This window comes from Pedobacter humicola (assembly GCF_056490705.1).
This window is the reverse complement of sequence record NZ_JBWJIG010000002.1, coordinates 218,520-235,933: the sequence shown is the minus strand read 5'-3', so window position 1 is coordinate 235,933 and position 17,414 is coordinate 218,520. Positions and strand designations below refer to the sequence as shown.

Annotated in this window: 11 protein-coding genes; 8 read left to right on the top strand and 3 right to left on the bottom strand. The window is 41.7% G+C overall.

The genetic code is table 11. The features are described from left to right. Positions 1-821: 821 nt before the first annotated feature. The 4 genes from AC04Q1_RS04575 to istB all read left to right on the top strand — a co-directional run bounded on the left by AC04Q1_RS04575 (position 822) and on the right by istB (position 8,407). A complete protein-coding gene (locus AC04Q1_RS04575) occupies positions 822-2,939 on the top strand; it encodes a site-specific DNA-methyltransferase (RefSeq protein ID WP_478362246.1) in 2,118 nt (705 codons plus the stop codon). Between the two features lie 2 nt (positions 2,940-2,941). Then, complete coding sequence (locus tag AC04Q1_RS04570; protein WP_478362244.1) at positions 2,942-5,533, top strand: DEAD/DEAH box helicase; 2,592 nt, start codon at positions 2,942-2,944, stop codon at positions 5,531-5,533. Positions 5,534-6,142: 609 nt separating this feature from the next. After that, the gene (istA, locus tag AC04Q1_RS04565; RefSeq protein WP_478362243.1) at positions 6,143-7,687 is read left to right on the top strand and encodes an IS21 family transposase; all 1,545 of its coding nucleotides are present in this window, start codon (positions 6,143-6,145) and stop codon (positions 7,685-7,687) included. Positions 7,688-7,690: 3 nt separating this feature from the next. Then, a complete protein-coding gene (istB, locus tag AC04Q1_RS04560; RefSeq protein ID WP_478362241.1) occupies positions 7,691-8,407 on the top strand; it encodes an IS21-like element helper ATPase IstB in 717 nt (238 codons plus the stop codon). Between the two features lie 418 nt (positions 8,408-8,825). Here the strand turns inward: istB and AC04Q1_RS04555 are convergent, their stop codons facing one another. Further along, a complete protein-coding gene (locus AC04Q1_RS04555; protein WP_478362239.1) occupies positions 8,826-9,179 on the bottom strand; it encodes a helix-turn-helix domain-containing protein in 354 nt (117 codons plus the stop codon). 1,079 nt (positions 9,180-10,258) lie between these two features. Here AC04Q1_RS04555 and AC04Q1_RS04550 point away from each other — a divergent pair. The 4 genes from AC04Q1_RS04550 to AC04Q1_RS04535 are packed head-to-tail and all read left to right on the top strand — an operon-like array spanning position 10,259 to position 16,453. Then, positions 10,259-10,525 carry a hypothetical protein gene (locus AC04Q1_RS04550; RefSeq protein ID WP_478362238.1) on the top strand — a complete coding sequence of 89 codons (267 nt, stop codon included), beginning with the start codon at positions 10,259-10,261 and terminating at the stop codon, positions 10,523-10,525. A gap of 53 nt (positions 10,526-10,578) precedes the next feature. Continuing rightward, positions 10,579-11,895, top strand: a complete 1,317-nt coding sequence (locus AC04Q1_RS04545; protein WP_478362237.1) for a TlpA family protein disulfide reductase — start codon at positions 10,579-10,581, stop codon at positions 11,893-11,895. After that, positions 11,892-15,089 carry a SusC/RagA family TonB-linked outer membrane protein gene (locus AC04Q1_RS04540; protein WP_478362235.1) on the top strand — a complete coding sequence of 1,066 codons (3,198 nt, stop codon included), beginning with the start codon at positions 11,892-11,894 and terminating at the stop codon, positions 15,087-15,089. The genes AC04Q1_RS04545 and AC04Q1_RS04540 overlap by 4 nt, the downstream gene beginning before the upstream one ends. An 11-nt stretch (positions 15,090-15,100) precedes the next feature. After that, complete coding sequence (locus AC04Q1_RS04535; protein WP_478362234.1) at positions 15,101-16,453, top strand: RagB/SusD family nutrient uptake outer membrane protein; 1,353 nt, start codon at positions 15,101-15,103, stop codon at positions 16,451-16,453. Between the two features lie 39 nt (positions 16,454-16,492). On the opposite strand, the gene AC04Q1_RS04530 is transcribed toward AC04Q1_RS04535, so the two are convergent. Beyond that, on the bottom strand, positions 16,493-16,816 hold the full coding sequence (locus AC04Q1_RS04530; RefSeq protein ID WP_478362232.1) for a hypothetical protein: 324 nt from the start codon (positions 16,814-16,816) through the stop codon (positions 16,493-16,495). A gap of 117 nt (positions 16,817-16,933) precedes the next feature. Beyond that, entirely contained in the window at positions 16,934-17,359 is a 426-nt protein-coding gene (locus tag AC04Q1_RS04525; RefSeq protein ID WP_478362230.1) for a MauE/DoxX family redox-associated membrane protein, read from the bottom strand. Positions 17,360-17,414: the final 55 nt, after the last annotated feature.

Genomic DNA, 17,414 nt, shown 5'->3' with positions numbered 1-17,414 from the left:
TGACAATCCTTTGGCAATATATAATCTTAGTTGCTTGTAATCTTCTGCAGGGAATATAAAACTTGAAACACGGCTTGGGTTGTCCAGTGTTGCCAGCATATTTTTCTTTGGTATCTCTAGTTCTCTAATCATAACCCTGTTGCTTTAGAGATCAACATCACTAAACATATAAGTAAAGGCAAGTGATGTGGAGAGATTGCTTGCAACTTGGTGTAATGTGCTGTTGGTGTTTGGGTTAATGGTTGCGTATTTTGTTTATAAATTAGGCTTGAAGCATTAAAGGTAAAGGATAAATTGTGCGTATGGTACAATTTGGTTTTTGCGGGTAATGTTGTTTTTTAGTTTTCTTGGATTATCGCTTAACGTTTTTTCTCTTGGCGTGCCCCTGAAGGGTTGCGTCTTCCGCTGTATCTCCCTGCGTGAGGATGCCGCTGCAACCGCTCACGCACTTTGGATGAAAATTTGATTGTAGGATGTTATTTGGTTTGTAAATTGGTTCAGTACTGCTCCGGCTGCAAAAAGCTCATCAGTCTAGTGCGATTGATCGCTTTTTTTATACTTGGTGCTAAAAATATAGCGAATAAATAGAGCTTATTATTACGATGCAGGCACTTGATAATGTATGGACAATACTTTTGTTGCTGTTTTTCTACAAAAAGGAATTATTAAAAATATACGAGTTAGAATTTAAGTATTTATGATAGTTTTGTAGACTGCTTTCAGAGCAAATTCAATATCTAGTTTATCAGTTTTACTTGTCTAATACAAGTGATGCTAGATAATCCAGAAAACGTCGCCACACAAAAAAAATATCTTAATTGATGAGTATAAAAATCACCGCCCAAGAAGTTGACTTTATAGTTGAAAGATTAAAATCTGGAGAATCATTACCTGATGATTTGAGATATAAATTGTTTCCAACAAAGCAAAAAGAATATGAACTGATTTACGGTGGTAAAATGCGTAAAGAAGATTTACTCGCTAATGAAGATGGAGTTTGTCCGGCTCCGCTACAGGTCGAAAAAATCTATAATGATGAAAGGCGAGCATGGGACGATGGCTGGCGTAATATGATTGTTTTCGGTGATAATTTACAATTTTTAAAAACTTGTTTTGAAAATAGAGATGAGCAAATTAAAAATAGTGTTAAGGGAAAGATTAAGTTAATCTATATAGATCCGCCATTTGCAACCGAAAGCGATTTTAAAACGGGTGCTGGTCAAACTGCTTACAGGGACAGAGCTAAAGGTGCGGACTTTGTAGAATTCTTGAGACGAAGGTTGATAGTTGCAAGGGAATTATTAGCTGAAGATGGTAGTATTTATGTACATCTAGATCATCGGAAGATTCATTATGCAAAAATCCTCTTGGACGAAATATTTGGAGAAAATAATTTCAGAAATGAAATCGTTTGGAAAAGAACAGGTGCTCATAGTGATTCTGGTAAATATGGGGTCAATACAGAATATATTCTTTATTACACAAAGACCGATCGTTTTATTTGGAATCCTCAATTCACTGAATACAGTGAAAAACATCTTAAGAGATTTAAAAGAGAGGAAGAAGGGAGGCCATGGACGGATAGTCCTTTGACAGCAAAAGGTCTTTCAGGAGGCGGCTATTCTTACACTTACAAAGGTATTGAAGGGCTTTGGAGGTGTCCTCCAGAAACTATGGCAAGGTATGATGCAGAGGGTCTCTTATATTTTACAAGCAAGGGCGGTATTCGTATTAAAAAATTTCTTGATCAACTTGACGGCATGCCGCTTCAGGCTTTATGGACAGATATCGATCCTATAAACTCGCAATCTCCTGAAAGGATAGGATACCCTACTCAAAAGCCAGAAAAATTAATTCAACGCATAATAGAAGTTTCAACAAATAAAGGAGACTTAGTGATGGATTTTTTTGCGGGAAGTGGTACTGTTGCGACAACCGCTGAAAAACTTGAACGTAAATGGATTACATGTGATATTGGTAAATTATCTTTTTACACAGTACAAAAGCGGTTATTAAACATTGAAGTTGGTAAAGACCTACACGACCCTAAAAAGCAATACGGTAAAATTGCTAAAAGCTTCGTAACAATCAATACTGGACATTACGATCTTGAAAAAGTTTTTAACCTGGAGAAGGAAAAATATTGCCAATTCGTAATGGACTTATTTGAAATTAACCCTACCGCTGGAAAAAAAGTTAGTGGTATTTCAATAGATGGGGAGCGAAATGATGGGTTTCTTTGTCATGTCTTTCCTTACTGGCAATTTAAGGATGCAATGGTTGATGAGGAATACCTCGAAAATTTACATGAAAGCCTTGGGAAAAAGGTTGGAACAAGATTTTATATTATTGCACCAGTAAACTTCGTTGATTTCATTTCAGATTATCACCAAATCGGTCAGGTCAGATATTATTTTCTGAAAGTACCTTATCATATCATAAAAGAATTGCATAAAACGCAATTTAAGAAGTTTAGACAGCCGCAGAGTAAGAAAAATGTAAATGACCTCGAAGATGCTATTGGCTTTCACTTTATGCGTCAACCATCTGTTACAAGTCGACTTCTAATTACTAAAAATCTTGTTCAAATAAAGCTAAAAGAGTTTAGAAGCCACGTAACCGAAGATGTGACGGGAAGGGATATGTCAAATTTTGAAAGTTTATCGATGGTTCTTATCGATAGTACATATGATGGTAAGTCGTTCAATATGAAGTCTTATTATTTTGCTGAAGACTTAATTCCGAATGAAAAAAAACAAAGTAAGTCAAAAAAAGAGGAGGATGTTGATATAGACGATATTGCTGATAATTTACTTCATCAAACAGAATTAACTATTCTGGTCGACGAATATTCTTCAAGCGGTGATGCAGTTATGGCAATTTATGTAGATATTTATGGCAATGAATTCAAAGAAGTTTTCCAGCTAGAAAAACATTAGAAATGCAGGAAATAAAGACCTACAAAACCAAAGACCTTGTTTTAAATGTTTCAAAAACTTATGATCCAGTTAAGCTGGACTTGACCTCTTGGGACGATTTTTTGGATATTCTAACCGTTGGCAGAAGCTATCAAGTTGAGGCGATAAAAACAGCTATTAGGTATATCGCAGGAGGTAGATATAGCTCTGTTGAAAACCTTGTTAAAGAAAACTGGAATGATAGCAAAAATGCAGAATTACATAACAGATATAGAGATTTAGATGACTATATTTCTGCAATTCAGCTACCATCAAGATTGAGCGCTAATCTTGATATAGCGACCGGTGCAGGAAAAAGCTACATTATGTATGGAGTTTCTCAAATAGCATTAGGAATTGGCCTTGTAGATAAAGTTCTTTTATTATGTCCGAGTTTAACTATAGAAAAAGAGTTAAAGTCTAAGTTTTTATCTCTAAGTGGAGATAGTACGTTAAAATACGCTTTACCATCAACAGCAAAATATGCTAACCCAAGGATTATTGATGCTAATATCACAATTAAGGACGGAGACATATGCATTGAGAATATTCATGCTATATATGATAAAACTGGATCGTCGGTTAGAGACAGTTTATTAATGCGAGGACAAAGGGTGTTAGTCTTAAATGACGAAAGTCACCACGTGTATAACAAATCAGAAGGTAATACATCTGAAAGCAAGGATATAAGAAAATGGAAAGAGTTTTTACTTAGCACGGAATTTAATTTCAATTATATTTTAGGGTTCACGGGTACAGCTTATAAAGAAAATGAATATTTCAATGATGTGATTTATCGCTATTCACTTAGACAGGCTGTCGATGATAGAATGGTCAAAATGGTTGACTATGTTTCAAGAAATGATGAAGCCCCAAATAGTGTGAAATTTCAAGAGATATTTGATAATCATGAAGCTAATGTAAATGTTTATAGAAAAGTAAAACCCTTAACTATTCTAGTAACGAAAGACATTCGTAATGCGAAACAGCTAAGTACAGAGTTCACATCATTCCTTATTGAGAGTAAAGGAATGGATGAGGATTCAGCTAAGAGCATGATCATGGTAGTTTCATCTGCAACTGAACATAGGCATAATGTAGCTAGATTGGGAAACGTAGATAATAAAGAAGATACAACGCAATTTATTATTTCTGTTTCGATGCTTACCGAAGGATGGGACGTTAAGAATGTTTTCCAAATCGTGCCTTGGGAAGATCGTGCTTTCAACTCTAAATTATTAATAGCTCAAGTTCTAGGTAGAGGATTGCGTATACCAGAAGAATACCGATCTGCACAGCCGAAAGTTAGAGTTTTTAACCATGATGCTTGGAGCAAAAATATACGTGGCTTGGTGGACGAGCTTCTAGAACAAGAGTTAAGACTTTACAGTAACCCATTGTCAGAAACCGATAGATCAAAATTTCATTTCGATGTTTATAATATTGATTATGATCGCATTGCTACGGAAAAAGAAAGCACCAAAGAGCATACTATTTTTGATTATACAAAAGGCTATATAAGTCTAGCAGCGCAGTCTCTTGAGCTTGAAAAAGATACAGAATACACCGATCTAGCTGGAATTGTTAAGTCAAAGAATACATTAATAACATATAATTCTTATTCGGTCAATGAAGTCGTAAATAAAATTTATGATGATTTGAATGCCCGAGAATGGGAAGGTAAGATATTACAGCTTCCAGAAGGACAATATACCAAGAATGAACTCCCACCAAAAGCGGAAATTTCTAAGCTGATTACTCAATCTATGCAGAATGTAGGTATAAAAGGTGATAGGATAGATGAGAACAATAGGCAAAAAATTTTAAGCTCTTTTAGTACGCTCTTAAGAAAACGAGGTAAAACTGTTCAAAACGTGAGAGTGGTAAAAGAGCCAGTTAAAATATCGACTTCCCAGTCTGAACGGGAAAGCATAGGCGTTGGAAGTTTGAAAAATAGAACAGCGGCATTTTATTCTGAGGATTTTGAAACTGAGCTTTCTAATGAGAATCTTAAAATGTTAGAAGATTTATTATCGTCAAATGAAGATAGTTTGGAATCTAAATATAATGTTACTTCAGTAAATCCGTTTTTATTCCGCACGCCTTTTGATCTGATTTTTGTATCATATGAGCCCGAGCTAAAGTTTATTAATAGGCTAATAAAAAAGGATAATGCTCAAAATATCGAATCTTGGTTTAAATCAAGAGATCAAGGTTTTTACGGTATTGAGTATAGTATTACTAGTATTGCTGGGAAACATTCGAAAACTCAGAAATTTAATCCCGATTTTTTTCTCAAAATAGTTCGTAATCAAATTGCATATATTGTGGTAATCGAAACAAAGGCGGACGGAGATAATAGTGAGGAGAATAAAGCAAAGTATCGTTATGCAAAACAACATTTTTCCGATTTGAATCAAGAATTACTAAAAAAGAACATAAATCAGCATTACATATTTCATATACTTAGTCCTAACAGTTATGACGTCTTCTTTAAATATCTTCGAGACGGCATTCTGGTGGAGGGAAAATTTAAAGGAGAATTGGAGCTGCTTCTTGATGAAGAAGAGATATAAGACTAGTCAGTGTAAATCTATCCCTCATTACGATCAAATATTTGTACAGGTATCCAAATGTGTTTGCCTTCAAAAATTTCTTTTCGGAATTCAACATCAAAATTCCCAAGATTTTTTATGAAAATAGGTACTATTATATTGACTACGTTTTTGTCGAATTTAGTGAGATCGAAACCTATTTTTTTTGAGGCGGCATCTATTATGATACTCCTTTCTTGAAGCGTGATGTTGCGCATGATTTTTTTATTAACAAACAAGATAGGCAATTTTTTCATTAGATATTCCTCTTAGGGCTATAGAAATGTTCGAAGAAAGTTTACTCAGGCATAGAAAAGCCCTGGATATTCTGGATCATATTGACCCCCCAATTATGTTTTCCAATATCGGTTTACGGTAAAACCATTTAAAGCTTTTACTGACATTCCGGCGGATGCTGACCCCACCCTTGGGTATTAAAGATTTTGTAATGGAGCATATTGACCCCCTCTTGATCTGCATTAATTCAGTTTCTAATGGAGCATGTTGACCCCCTCTTTAATTTGATTTGGCTTACTTAGGTAAATAATCTTTTACCTAAAGTAGCGTAAGATTGCCGGAAAATCGAAAGCAATGAGTCAGATCAAACAATTATTACGCCTTCACAAACAGGGCGATTCCATCAAAAGCATCGCACGCAACCTAGGCATCAGCAAGAATACTGTTAAGGTATATATATCCAAGCTGGACGCGGGTGAGATTCCAATTTCGGAACTTCTGGAGATGGAAGACCCATTACTAAAGGGCAAATTCCACATAGGAAGTCCAGCCTATAAAGATCCCAGGTTTGAATATCTTCGGGCGAACCTGACCTATTATGCCAAGGAGCTTGAATCAGTTGGGATGACCCGTCTACTTCTCTATGAAGAATATGAGGCTGGTTGCAGGCCTGCATACAGCTATCCGCAGTTCTGTTTCCATCTTCGTCAGCAACTCATAGCCAGACGTCCCGGAATGCGGCTTGAGCATCTTGCCGCAGATAAGCTGTTCGTTGACTTTGCCGGTAAGCAGATGCATTATATTGATAGAGAGACCGGTGAGGTTATTGCCTGCCAGATATTTGTGGCATCGCTTCCATTCTCTGATTACTGCTTTGTAATGGCCGTCAGGAGCCAGAGAGTAGATGATTTTCTCCATGCGCTCGAATGTTGCCTTAGGGAACTTGGCGGTGCGCCTGCGGTATTGGTACCGGATAACCTGAAGTCTGCAGTTATAAAAGCCGACAGGTTTGAGCCGGAGATCAACCGTGCACTGGATGATTTTGCCAATCATTATGGGATTACGGTGATCCCTACAAGATCGAAAAAACCAAAAGATAAAGCATTGGTGGAGAATCAGGTCAAGCTGGTATACAACCGTGTTTATGCCAGACTTAGGAACCGTCAGTTCTTTGATATCGAATCGCTCAACCAAGCTATTCGAGAAAAGGTAAAGGCACATAACCAGACCAGGATGCAGCAAAAGCCCTACTGCAGGGAAGAGCGTTTTCTTGCAGCTGAAAAACACCTGCTCCATCCACTTCCGGTCGAAAGCTTTGAGGTAAAGTATTATTCAGAACCCAAAGTGGCGCATAACAATCACATCTACCTGGGCAAGGATAAACACTATTACAGCGTCCCATTTGCCTATGTAGGACAAAAAGTTCAGGTAATATATACCAGGAGCATGGTGAAGATATACGCCAGGAACAAACAGATTGCAGTTCATGTACGGAATCTGAATCCAGCTGGTTACTCCACGCAAAAAGACCATCTGAGCTCACATCACCAGCATTATTTGGAGAGGAGTCCTAAATATTATATCGCCAGGGCAAAGGAGAAATCTGCGGAACTGCATCTTCTCTTCCAGATGATATTCGAGCAGAACACACATCCGGAACAACTTTACCGTACATGTGACGGGCTTCTCAGGCTGCAGAAAGGTGTGGATTCCGACAAATTTGGGGCAGCCTGTGAGCTTGCAATGAATGTCCGCAATCTTTCATATCGCTTTGTTGAACGCATACTAAAGAATAATATGGTTGGTAATCAGGATGAACCGAAACAGGAACAGCCACTCCCAGATCATAACAATATCCGTGGTATGGAATACTATTCACAAACAACAATTAAATTCTAAAAAATGAATATCGAAACACAACTCAGGCATCTACGTCTGCATGGTATGACCCGTAGTTGGTCAGCCCTCAATGAAACAAGAAAACTACATGAACTAACCTTGAGTGAGGGGATGGAAATATTGCTTCAGGCAGAGACCGATGACCGAGATGGAAAGCGGTTTGAACGTCTTCAGTTAAATGCAAACTTCCGTTACAGGGCATCAATCGAGGAACTGAACATGGATTCCAAGCGAGGACTCGACAAGGCTACTGTGGGAATCCTTGCCACAGGCGATTATATCCCCAAAGGAGAGGCAATATTGGTCTGCGGTTCCACAGGAACCGGAAAATCGTTCCTGGTTTCCGCATTGGGGCACCAGGCATGTGCTCAAGGGTACAGAGTCGCTTACTTTAATGTACAGAAGTTACTGATGAAAACAAAGATGAGCCGGATTGATGGAAGTGTGCATAAGTTATTTGAAAGGATATCAAAAGCAGATCTCCTTATTCTGGATGATTTTGGACTAACTCATTTTGAACAGCAACAGCGAATGGATATGCTGGAGATAATTGAGGATCGGCATGCAAAAAAAGCAACCATAATTGCCAGCCAGCTACCAGTGGAAAAATGGTGGGACATCTTTGGAGATTCGACCCTTGCAGATGCATTTCTGGACCGCATGGTGCACACATCTTATAGAATTGAATTAAAAGGAGAAAGTCTTAGAAAAAAAAGGTAAAATTGTCATGCCGTCAGCTATGACAGGCCAAATCCCCCAGGGGGGTCAGTATCATGCATTACTGGGGTCAATATCACCATAATATCCAAGCCCTATATAGGGAAAATTATAGGGCTAAAATTTATATAAATTTCGCTGAAAGGTACGTTGTGTATTCCGGTGAACTTTAAAGCGAAATGGGGTGACAGCTTAAATGCAAAACAGGCGGCCATTTTTGCCGAAATGCCCAACTAGGGAGTTATTTTTGTTCTATACAAAAGTAGATTTTCGCTGATAGCGAATTGTAGCCTCGTTGCAACATATTTCTACGATTGATGAACAATAGAGATGAGCTTGACTTTTCTTTACAGGCTTCCAACTAATTTGAAAAACTCACTATTGCTTTTTCATTTTGATTGATCTTAGATTCAATTTGCTTTTATATCTCTCTAATCTCAATTATCTTCTCAACAAATTGCTTACTCTCACTACCATCTTTATTCAGCTTGGAAACTTTTTCATAAATTATTTTTATCATATCGTGTTCTTGAATACCAATTGGCACTAACTCGGCAACGGACTTTACTTTTAGAGCTTTGGCAATTAGGTTTAAATGACGAATACTATATTTATCCGGTTGGCCTAACGCTTCAACTTTTCCTACAAAACTCTTGCTCAATTTCATTTCCTCACTTAAATCTCTTTGAGAGAGACCTCTTTTCTCCCTTAAAGCCTTCACCTTGAGAATGATTTCATAATCTAATTGCGATATTATAGTTGAAAAATATTTCATAATATTGCTCCGATTATTTGGAGCGTATAATTTGTTTTACTATATTTGTTATCAGTTATTTATAGCGACAAATAGAGTTGGGCTTAGCCTTGCTTTAACGATGTCACTCATGCTAGAAAACCGTCAAACTTTCCACATGAGATGATCGTGAGTTCGCCGTATCTATTGAGTTTTGCTATCTTCGTGATATCTTATATTCAATAGGGCGGACTTCATGTTAGTCTTTTGTGGAACTTAAGCCTTCGGCTTAAGCGGTTCTTGACGGTGCCACTGGCAAAAGCATTGAAGTTCGCCCTATTGGTTTTTACCAGTCTGGCTTCCTTTCTCGCTTCGTGGGTCCATCGTTTTACATAAAAATTAACCGTTTATGAAAACGAAAAAATTAAACGCCATCAATTCATACCACTTCCGTGAAGGGGTAGTTCGGTTTTCCCTTAAACTCTTTTTAAAGAACGTTATCTGTTCTCCGTCGTAATGCGCGCTGGATTTTACCGAGTATAAAATAGCCCAAAGGAAACAGGGTTGGTGTGAGAGAGCGCACTGATTCCTGATGGGTTAATTTAGCTTGGTACCAGCCCTTTATTGCTGTTTAGGCAAGGCCGCATTACTATGGTTATTCGCATACCCAAGGTAGGTATCTTTTTCCTATTACGCAATACGGTTTACTGTATCCGCATATTTTTATGTGGAGGGGGCTGGTTTTTACCTGTTTTTTTTCTAACATAAATATAAACCGGAGCGTATGGGCGCAAATGAAAAGTATCGTTTTGACAGGCTTTATGCTGTGAAGCCAAAGAATCCCGTTTGAGGGGTGGCAGGGCAGGCGGAACCTAAATGGTTAATGATTTTTACGGGTTCTTTAATAATGCAGCCTGCCTTGTTTTTGCTTTTAGGCTTTTGCTCCTGGCGATTACTTTTTGCTGATTTTCAATTAAATAATAAATGGCTTTGCCGTTTGGGGAAGGTTATGCCTAATTTTTTGGCCGGGGATGCTGTCAGGGGTACAGTGATGAATAGCTTTTTGACTTGCATTTTTCCGGGTGACTATTGCCATTTATCAATCAACTTAAACTAGACCTATGACTTTACCAAAGTATTCTTATGAGAATCTTTCTGCCCGGCAGGTGCTAGAATTATTTTATAATCATTATGGGGTTGATAAAATAAGGCTGGTGCTGCTGGAGGTGTTTCAGGGTTATGTATTAAATGATAAGAAAGGTTTTCTTGAGCTTGGCATCAGTAAAGAAGAGGTAGGTGAGGTGTTTGATGGGCTGATCGGGCTGGTAGGGTCAGTACGGGCGTTAATGGAAGAAGGTGTGATTGAGGGGATTGGGAGAAAGGTTTAGGTGGGGGTCTAAAGATTTAATTTTTAAATTTTTTACGTTTGAAATCGGTTAGAATGAAGCTAAAATTATGCTTCCTGCTATTGCTATGCCCTTTTTTTGGGGTCTATGCTCAGGAGAAAATACTATCGGCTAGGCCTGTTACTGCTGAGTCAGGGATAGCGATCGGGCAGCCGGTGCCGGATATAGTGATAAGGAATGTTTCAGGCCTGGATGTGGCCGGTCGCAAGTTTATGGCGGTGCCGCTTTCGGCATTTAAGGGGAAGTTGCTGATACTGGATTTTTGGGCGACCTGGTGCGCGCCGTGTATTGCCAGTTTTCCGAAAATGACAATGCTGCAAGAGAAATATCGGAATGATCTGCAGGTGATCCTGGTGAATAATGAATCCGAAGTAAGGGCAGCCGGGTTTTTGGAAAAAAGGACAAAGGAACATGGCGAAGCGTTAGCCGCTGTTTTGGCCGATACGCTGCTGAATAAAATTTTTCCGCATCGTACTGTGCCCCATTATGTATGGATTGGCAGGGATGGGAAGGTGCTGGCCATCACGGGTGAGGAAGAGCTGGAGGAGGCGAAATTGTTGCAGGCTATGTCGGGGGAGAGTGGTGCTTTCGTTAATAAAAAAAACATTGATCCGGCGCTGCCTTTATTTAGTTCGGCAGATTTTCCTGCTGATGGCCTGGTTCGCTATAGCCTGTTAACTAAAGGGCGGGTATCTGGCCTGGCCAGCGGTACACAGTTCCGGAAAGCGAAATTATCAGGTGTACTGATAGGGCGCGCTTTTACCAATACCGATTTTTTTCACCTTTATGGTACCGTAGGCAGGGTGTTGCAACGAGCAATGGGCCAGCGCTTTTCGGATAAACAGATCAGGTATATAGGGGCGGATTCTTCGGGTTTTCTTCGTGATAGCTACAATTATGAGTTTGTGGTACCCGAACGGTTTTCGGGCAAATTATATCCCATGATGCTGGATGATTTAAATACCTATTCGCCTTATGTGGCTGCGATCGAAGCTGAAGAAACCGAATGCCTAATTCTCGAGCGTTTTGGCAATGCTCATGTTCGTGGTGATGGGGAGAGTTTGGCGAGGTCGGATACTGGCAAGGTTAGGAAGGCCGGCTTAAACTTGAAAAATGTTCCCCTTGAAGCGCTCGCTGATCATCTTGAAAACCTGAGCTGGAACAGGGTACCGGTGATCAACAAAACCGGGATCAGTGGCAGAATATCAATCAGGGTAGATGAGACAGACAACCTGGAGAAGGTAAATGCCGGGCTTCGCCCTTATGGGCTTCGTTTGCGGCCGGCGGAGGAAAAAATGGAGGTACTGGTGATCCGTGACCGGATGAATGAACAAATTAAGCAATTGAAATGAGAAATATATATATACTGATTGTATTGATCGGCTTTTGTCCGGTAATAACCTTTAGCCAGGAAACCTTTGGCGGTAAAGTTTTTAGTGCCGCCGATAGCACTGCCGTTGCGGCAAATATCGAGCTGACAGGGGCTGATGGGGTGGTCCGTAAATTAATGGCCGATCGGTACGGAATGTTTTCAGCGAGCCTGCCTGGTGGTACCTACCGTTTTGTAGCCACTGCAGTTGGGTTTAAAACCTTTTCTGTTTCGGTCATTTTGCCTTTAACAAAGGCATTTATGGTTCGGCTGCTGCCGGCCGATAACCAGCTGAGCGATGTAACGGTGAGCACGGGGTACCAGGTATTGGACAAAACACGGGCGACGGGATCGTTTGACAAACTGGATAAGGCGAGGCTGGATCAGCAGGTGGGAAAGAACATCCTCGATCGCTTAGAGGCCATCGGCAACGGGCTTACCTTTGACCGGAGTACCTCGGCAACAGGAAAGTTCTCTGTACGTGGAATCAGCACGATCCGCGGGCCAAGGGATCCGCTGATTGTGGTGGATGATTTTCCCTATTCAGGTGATTTAACCAATATCAGTCCTGAAGACGTAGAGAGTATAACAGTTTTAAAGGATGCCGCGGCCGCCTCCATCTGGGGTACCCGCGCCGGAAACGGGGTGATTGTGATTACCACCAAAAAAGGCAAAAAAAATATGCCGTTGTCGGTCAGCTTTTCAGCCAGTTTGGCTTTTGTGCAAAAGCCGGATCTGCGTTACGAGCAGCGTATATCCTCTGCTGATGCTCTTGATGTGGAGCAGTTTTTATTCGGCAAGGGTTATTATACCAGCCTGATCAACTCTTCGCAGAAACCGGCCTTAACCCCATTTGTGGAGCTGTTGGTTTTGAATGCTGCGGGCAAGCTCTCTGATGCAGAGCTGGCAACATCCAAGTCAGGTTTTGCCGCGCATGATGTTTATGACGATTTTGACCGGTATGTGTACAAAACCGGGGTAAACGAGCAATATGCGCTTTCGCTATCGGGCGGAAGTGAAAAGCATTCCTGGCTGGTTTCTTCGGGCTACAACAAAAACGTCGATAACCTGGATGGGGTGAATGAGCGGCAAAACCTGAGGGTTAGTAATGGTTTTACGCTGCTTCGCAACCTGAACCTGAATACAGTATTCAGCTATACAGGTGGTAAAGTTACCAGTGGCCGGCCGGGCATTGGAGGGATATTGAGTACATCTTCACTTTATCCTTATGCAGCCTTTGCCGATGCTAACGGAAATCCTTTGCCCATTACCAAGAATTACCGGGCTACCTATCTTTCCTCACCAGCGGTAGCACAATTGTTAGACTGGTCATATTACCCGCTTTTGGATAATCAGTATACCGAAAATGTAACCAGGCTAACCGACCTGGTGGCCAGTTTCGATCTGGGTTATAAACTGCCGCTGGGTTTTAAAGCATCACTTAAATATAATATCGAGGAGCAGCGGACTGATAGAGAGATTTTACAGCAGCTGGAAAGTTATTATACCCGCAACCTGATTAACAGTTTTGCCCAGGTAGGCACTGGCGGGGTGGTGAGCTATCCTGTGCCGTTAGGTGCCATTCTGGATAGGAACGAGGGGCGCTTGCGATCGGAGCAGTACAGGGGGCAGCTTGATTTTAACCGGGCATGGGCCTCACACCGTTTGGATGGTTTGATCGGGGTAGAGTGGAGGAGAGCGCAATCAACAGGTGTATCGGGCAGGATGTATGGTTTGGATACCGATAAGCTTACCACCGGGCAGGTGGATTATACCCGTACTTTCCCGAACTCAGTCACCGGAAGTGCAGCCTATATTCCTGATGGGAATGGTTTGAGCCAATCGGTGAACAATTATTTTTCGCAGTTTGTAAACCTGGCTTATACCTTTAAAGATACTTATACCCTATCGGCGAGTGCAAGGGCTGATGCCTCTAATCTCTTTGGGGTTGCCACCAATGATAAATGGAAACCTTTATGGTCGGTGGGGTTGGCCTGGGATATTTCCAAAATGCCTTTTTTTAAAGTGGGATTTGTAGATCAGCTGAAAGTAAGGTCTACCCTGGGTTTCAGCGGTAATGCTGATCCATCCATGAGCGGGGTAAATACCATACGTTACCAGGTTAATTCACCTTATACGCAATCGCCATATGCCATTTTTGATAAGTATGCCAACCCCGAGCTGCGTTGGGAATCGGTAAGGATGCTCAATATCGGCCTGGATTTCAGTTTGCTTGAAAGAAGGCTTTCAGGCAGCGTGGAATATTACCAAAAACATGCTTCCGATCTGTTCGGCGTATACCCGATCGATTATACCACAGGGGTAGGAATCACAGTCTTACGCAACGTGGCTGAAATTAAAGGGAACGGGTTTGATGTGCAGTTGAACTCAAGGAACCTGCAGGGCAGCTTTAGCTGGGGCACCGCGCTTAACCTTTCAGTGTATAAAGATAAGGTTATAAAATATTACCTGCCATCGGTCCAGGGGAGTAACTTTTTGCAGTCTGATGCAGTGGTTTCGGGCGTAGAGGGATTGCCGGTATACTCGGTTTTTTCTTATCGCTGGGCAGGCCTTGATCCGGCAACGGGCGAACCCATGGGCTTTGTGAACGGCCAGCCCAGTAAGGTATACAGCAGCATTATCAGCAATACCAAACTCGCTGACCTGGTTTTTCACGGTTCTGCGCTGCCTCGTTATTTCGGCAATATAGTAAACGATTTTGGCATTAAGGGTTTTACCCTTTCAGTTGCGCTCAGCTTTAAGTTCGATTATTATTTCAGGCGTAAGGGAATTGATTACAGCAGCCTTTTTGCCAGTGGCAGGGGACATGCGGATTATACTGACCGCTGGAAAAATCCAGGTGATGAGGCATTTACCCAGGTGCCTTCAATGCCCTATCCGGTTTCAAGCAGCAGGGAGACTTTCTACCGCTTTGCTGAAACGCTGATTGATAAGGGCGACCATATCCGAATACAGTATATCAACCTTGATTATGCGGTCGAAAAGTCCCTGGCAAAAAAGGTTGGCTTAAAAACATTAAACGTATTTACCAACCTGGCTAACGTAGGGATAATTTACAGGGCGAACAAACATCACCTCGACCCTGAATATGTAACCAGTGGCTTTAACTTACCTCCGGGGCAAACCATCGCTTTCGGTTTACGGGCGGGCCTTTAAAATTGATGATGATGAAAAAGAGAAACTATTTTGCATGTTGGCTGGTGCTGGCTGTTTTATCTATTGTAATTTCCGGTTGCGAACGGCTTTTGGATGAAAAACCCGATCAGCGGCTGGTGATCCCTTCCACGCTGGGTGATTTCCAGGCGCTGATGGATAATTACGGGGTGCTGACTGCTAAAGACCTGATTTCGGCCGAAATCTCGGCTGATGATTATTACCTTACCGATGCCGACCTTGCGGCCTTGCCCAGTGAATATGAGCGCCGGATGTACAGCTGGCAGAAAGATAATCTTTTTGAACCCGGAAGCAATGACTGGGCATATCTGTACAAAGCGGTTTATTCCTGTAATGCGGTTTTGGAGGGGATGGAAGCATCTGCCATCGCCAGAGACGCCGCCTTTAACAATGTGAAAGGACAGGCACTGGTATACCGCGCCAAATGCTTTTTGCAGGGGCTGGGACTTTGGGCAAAGGCTTACCGGGTATCGTCAGCAGCAGATCTTGGTATTCCGCTGCGCCCCAATGCTGATTTTAATACTCCTTCTACCCGGGCTACCGTACATGAAGGATACCAAAAGGTACTTACCGATCTTAAAGCAGCGGTACCGCTCTTGCCGGAAAAGGCATTGAGTGCAACCAGGCCATCAAAAGCGGGTGCTTATGGACTTTTGGCGCGTGCTTATTTGTACATGGGCGATTACCAGGCAGCTGAAAGTTATGCGGATTCCTGCCTGCAGATCAATGCTGCGCTTTTGGATTATAATAAACTCAATGCTGCGGCCTCTTATCCTATAGCGCTTTTTAATCCAGAAGTGGTATTTAACACATTTTCTCCGCCGTCAACAATTGTAACCAATACCAGGGCGAAGATTGTTCCTGAGCTTTTGCAAAGCTACCAGGCAGATGATTTAAGGAAGCAGGTATTTTATCTGCAGAGCGGCGGCGCTTATTATTTCAAAGGCACGTATTTCCAGCCTGCACTCTTTTTCGGCCTGGCTACCGATGAGATGTACCTTACCCTTGCCGAGTGCCAGATAAGAAACGGAAAAACAGACCTTGGCTTACAGACGCTGAACAAGCTTTTAGTGGCCAGGTTTAAGACCGGAACATTTGTACCATTGGTAGTAGTTGATAAAATGACCGCGCTGAACACGGTGCTTATCGAAAGAAGAAAAGAGCTGGTCATGAGGGGGATGAGGTGGATGGATATCAAACGATTGAATGCGGAGGGTGGGGAAATTGTACCCAGGCGCCTAACAGGCGGAACTGATTATAGCTTAATGCCAAATGATAAACGCTATGCGCTACCGATTCCTGAAGATATTATAAACCTGACGGGTATGCCCCAGAATGAGCGGTAAAACAAAAGGCCCGGTTAATTTAACCAGGCCCTTGTCCACTTACAATGCGCGTTGGGCTGGAGCCGCATCCCTAACATCGGCAGCGTTGCTGCCGTAAGTATCCAGGATGTATTCAGTCAATTTGTCCTGCGTATCAACTGTTTCTGGTGTGATCAGGAAACAGGGTGCCGCGGTGCCAGAGTTACAGCTGGTAGGCGGGCTCATGGTTGTAGAATATTCGTGGCCGTTTGTCGCATCAGAAAGCTGATCGCCGACAAAATTCCATTGGATATCTGCTTTGGCTGATTTAAATGCACTTGTAGTGATGGTAAGGCCGAACCCCAATACGAGGGCTACAAGGCCAAGATTTAATTTTTTTAACATGGTATTTAGTTTTAAATGATCTTCCTTGCGGAAGGATAATGAAGTCGATCTGGTTCGGTGGTCTTTCGATCGGTTGATTTTTACGTATTGGATAGGACCGGTATCCGTTTGTGCTGCTTAATCGTTGTCACGGACCTCCCGCTTTAGGTGAATAGTTAAGCTAGTTATCGCAAGTGTGGTGAATACGAGGTTAAAAATGAAGTGCGATTTCCATCCGAGCGATTTTAATACCCCACCGCAGCTACAAGGTGCCTTGCTGAAATAATCTGCCAAAACCAAGGAGATGTAGCCGGTGAAGACGAGCATGAGTACAGTTGAAAACAGCAAGCCAACTGTCAGGGTCTTTTTAAAACACAGCAGCAGTGCAGTAATAATTTCCGCTGGGATTAAAAAATACAAGAGGAAGTCTGCCAGCCAGCCGGGAAAAGACTGGTTGTGGAGCTGCTGGTCAAAAGCTGGAAAAGTAAAGAGTTTACTGAATGCAGCATAAGTAAATAGCAGTACAAGCAATGGTGGGACGATTGATTTGAAAATTGCCTTCATGGTAAAAGATTTATAGAACAAATTAACGGCAAGCAGGAAAGCCGAAACAGTATGA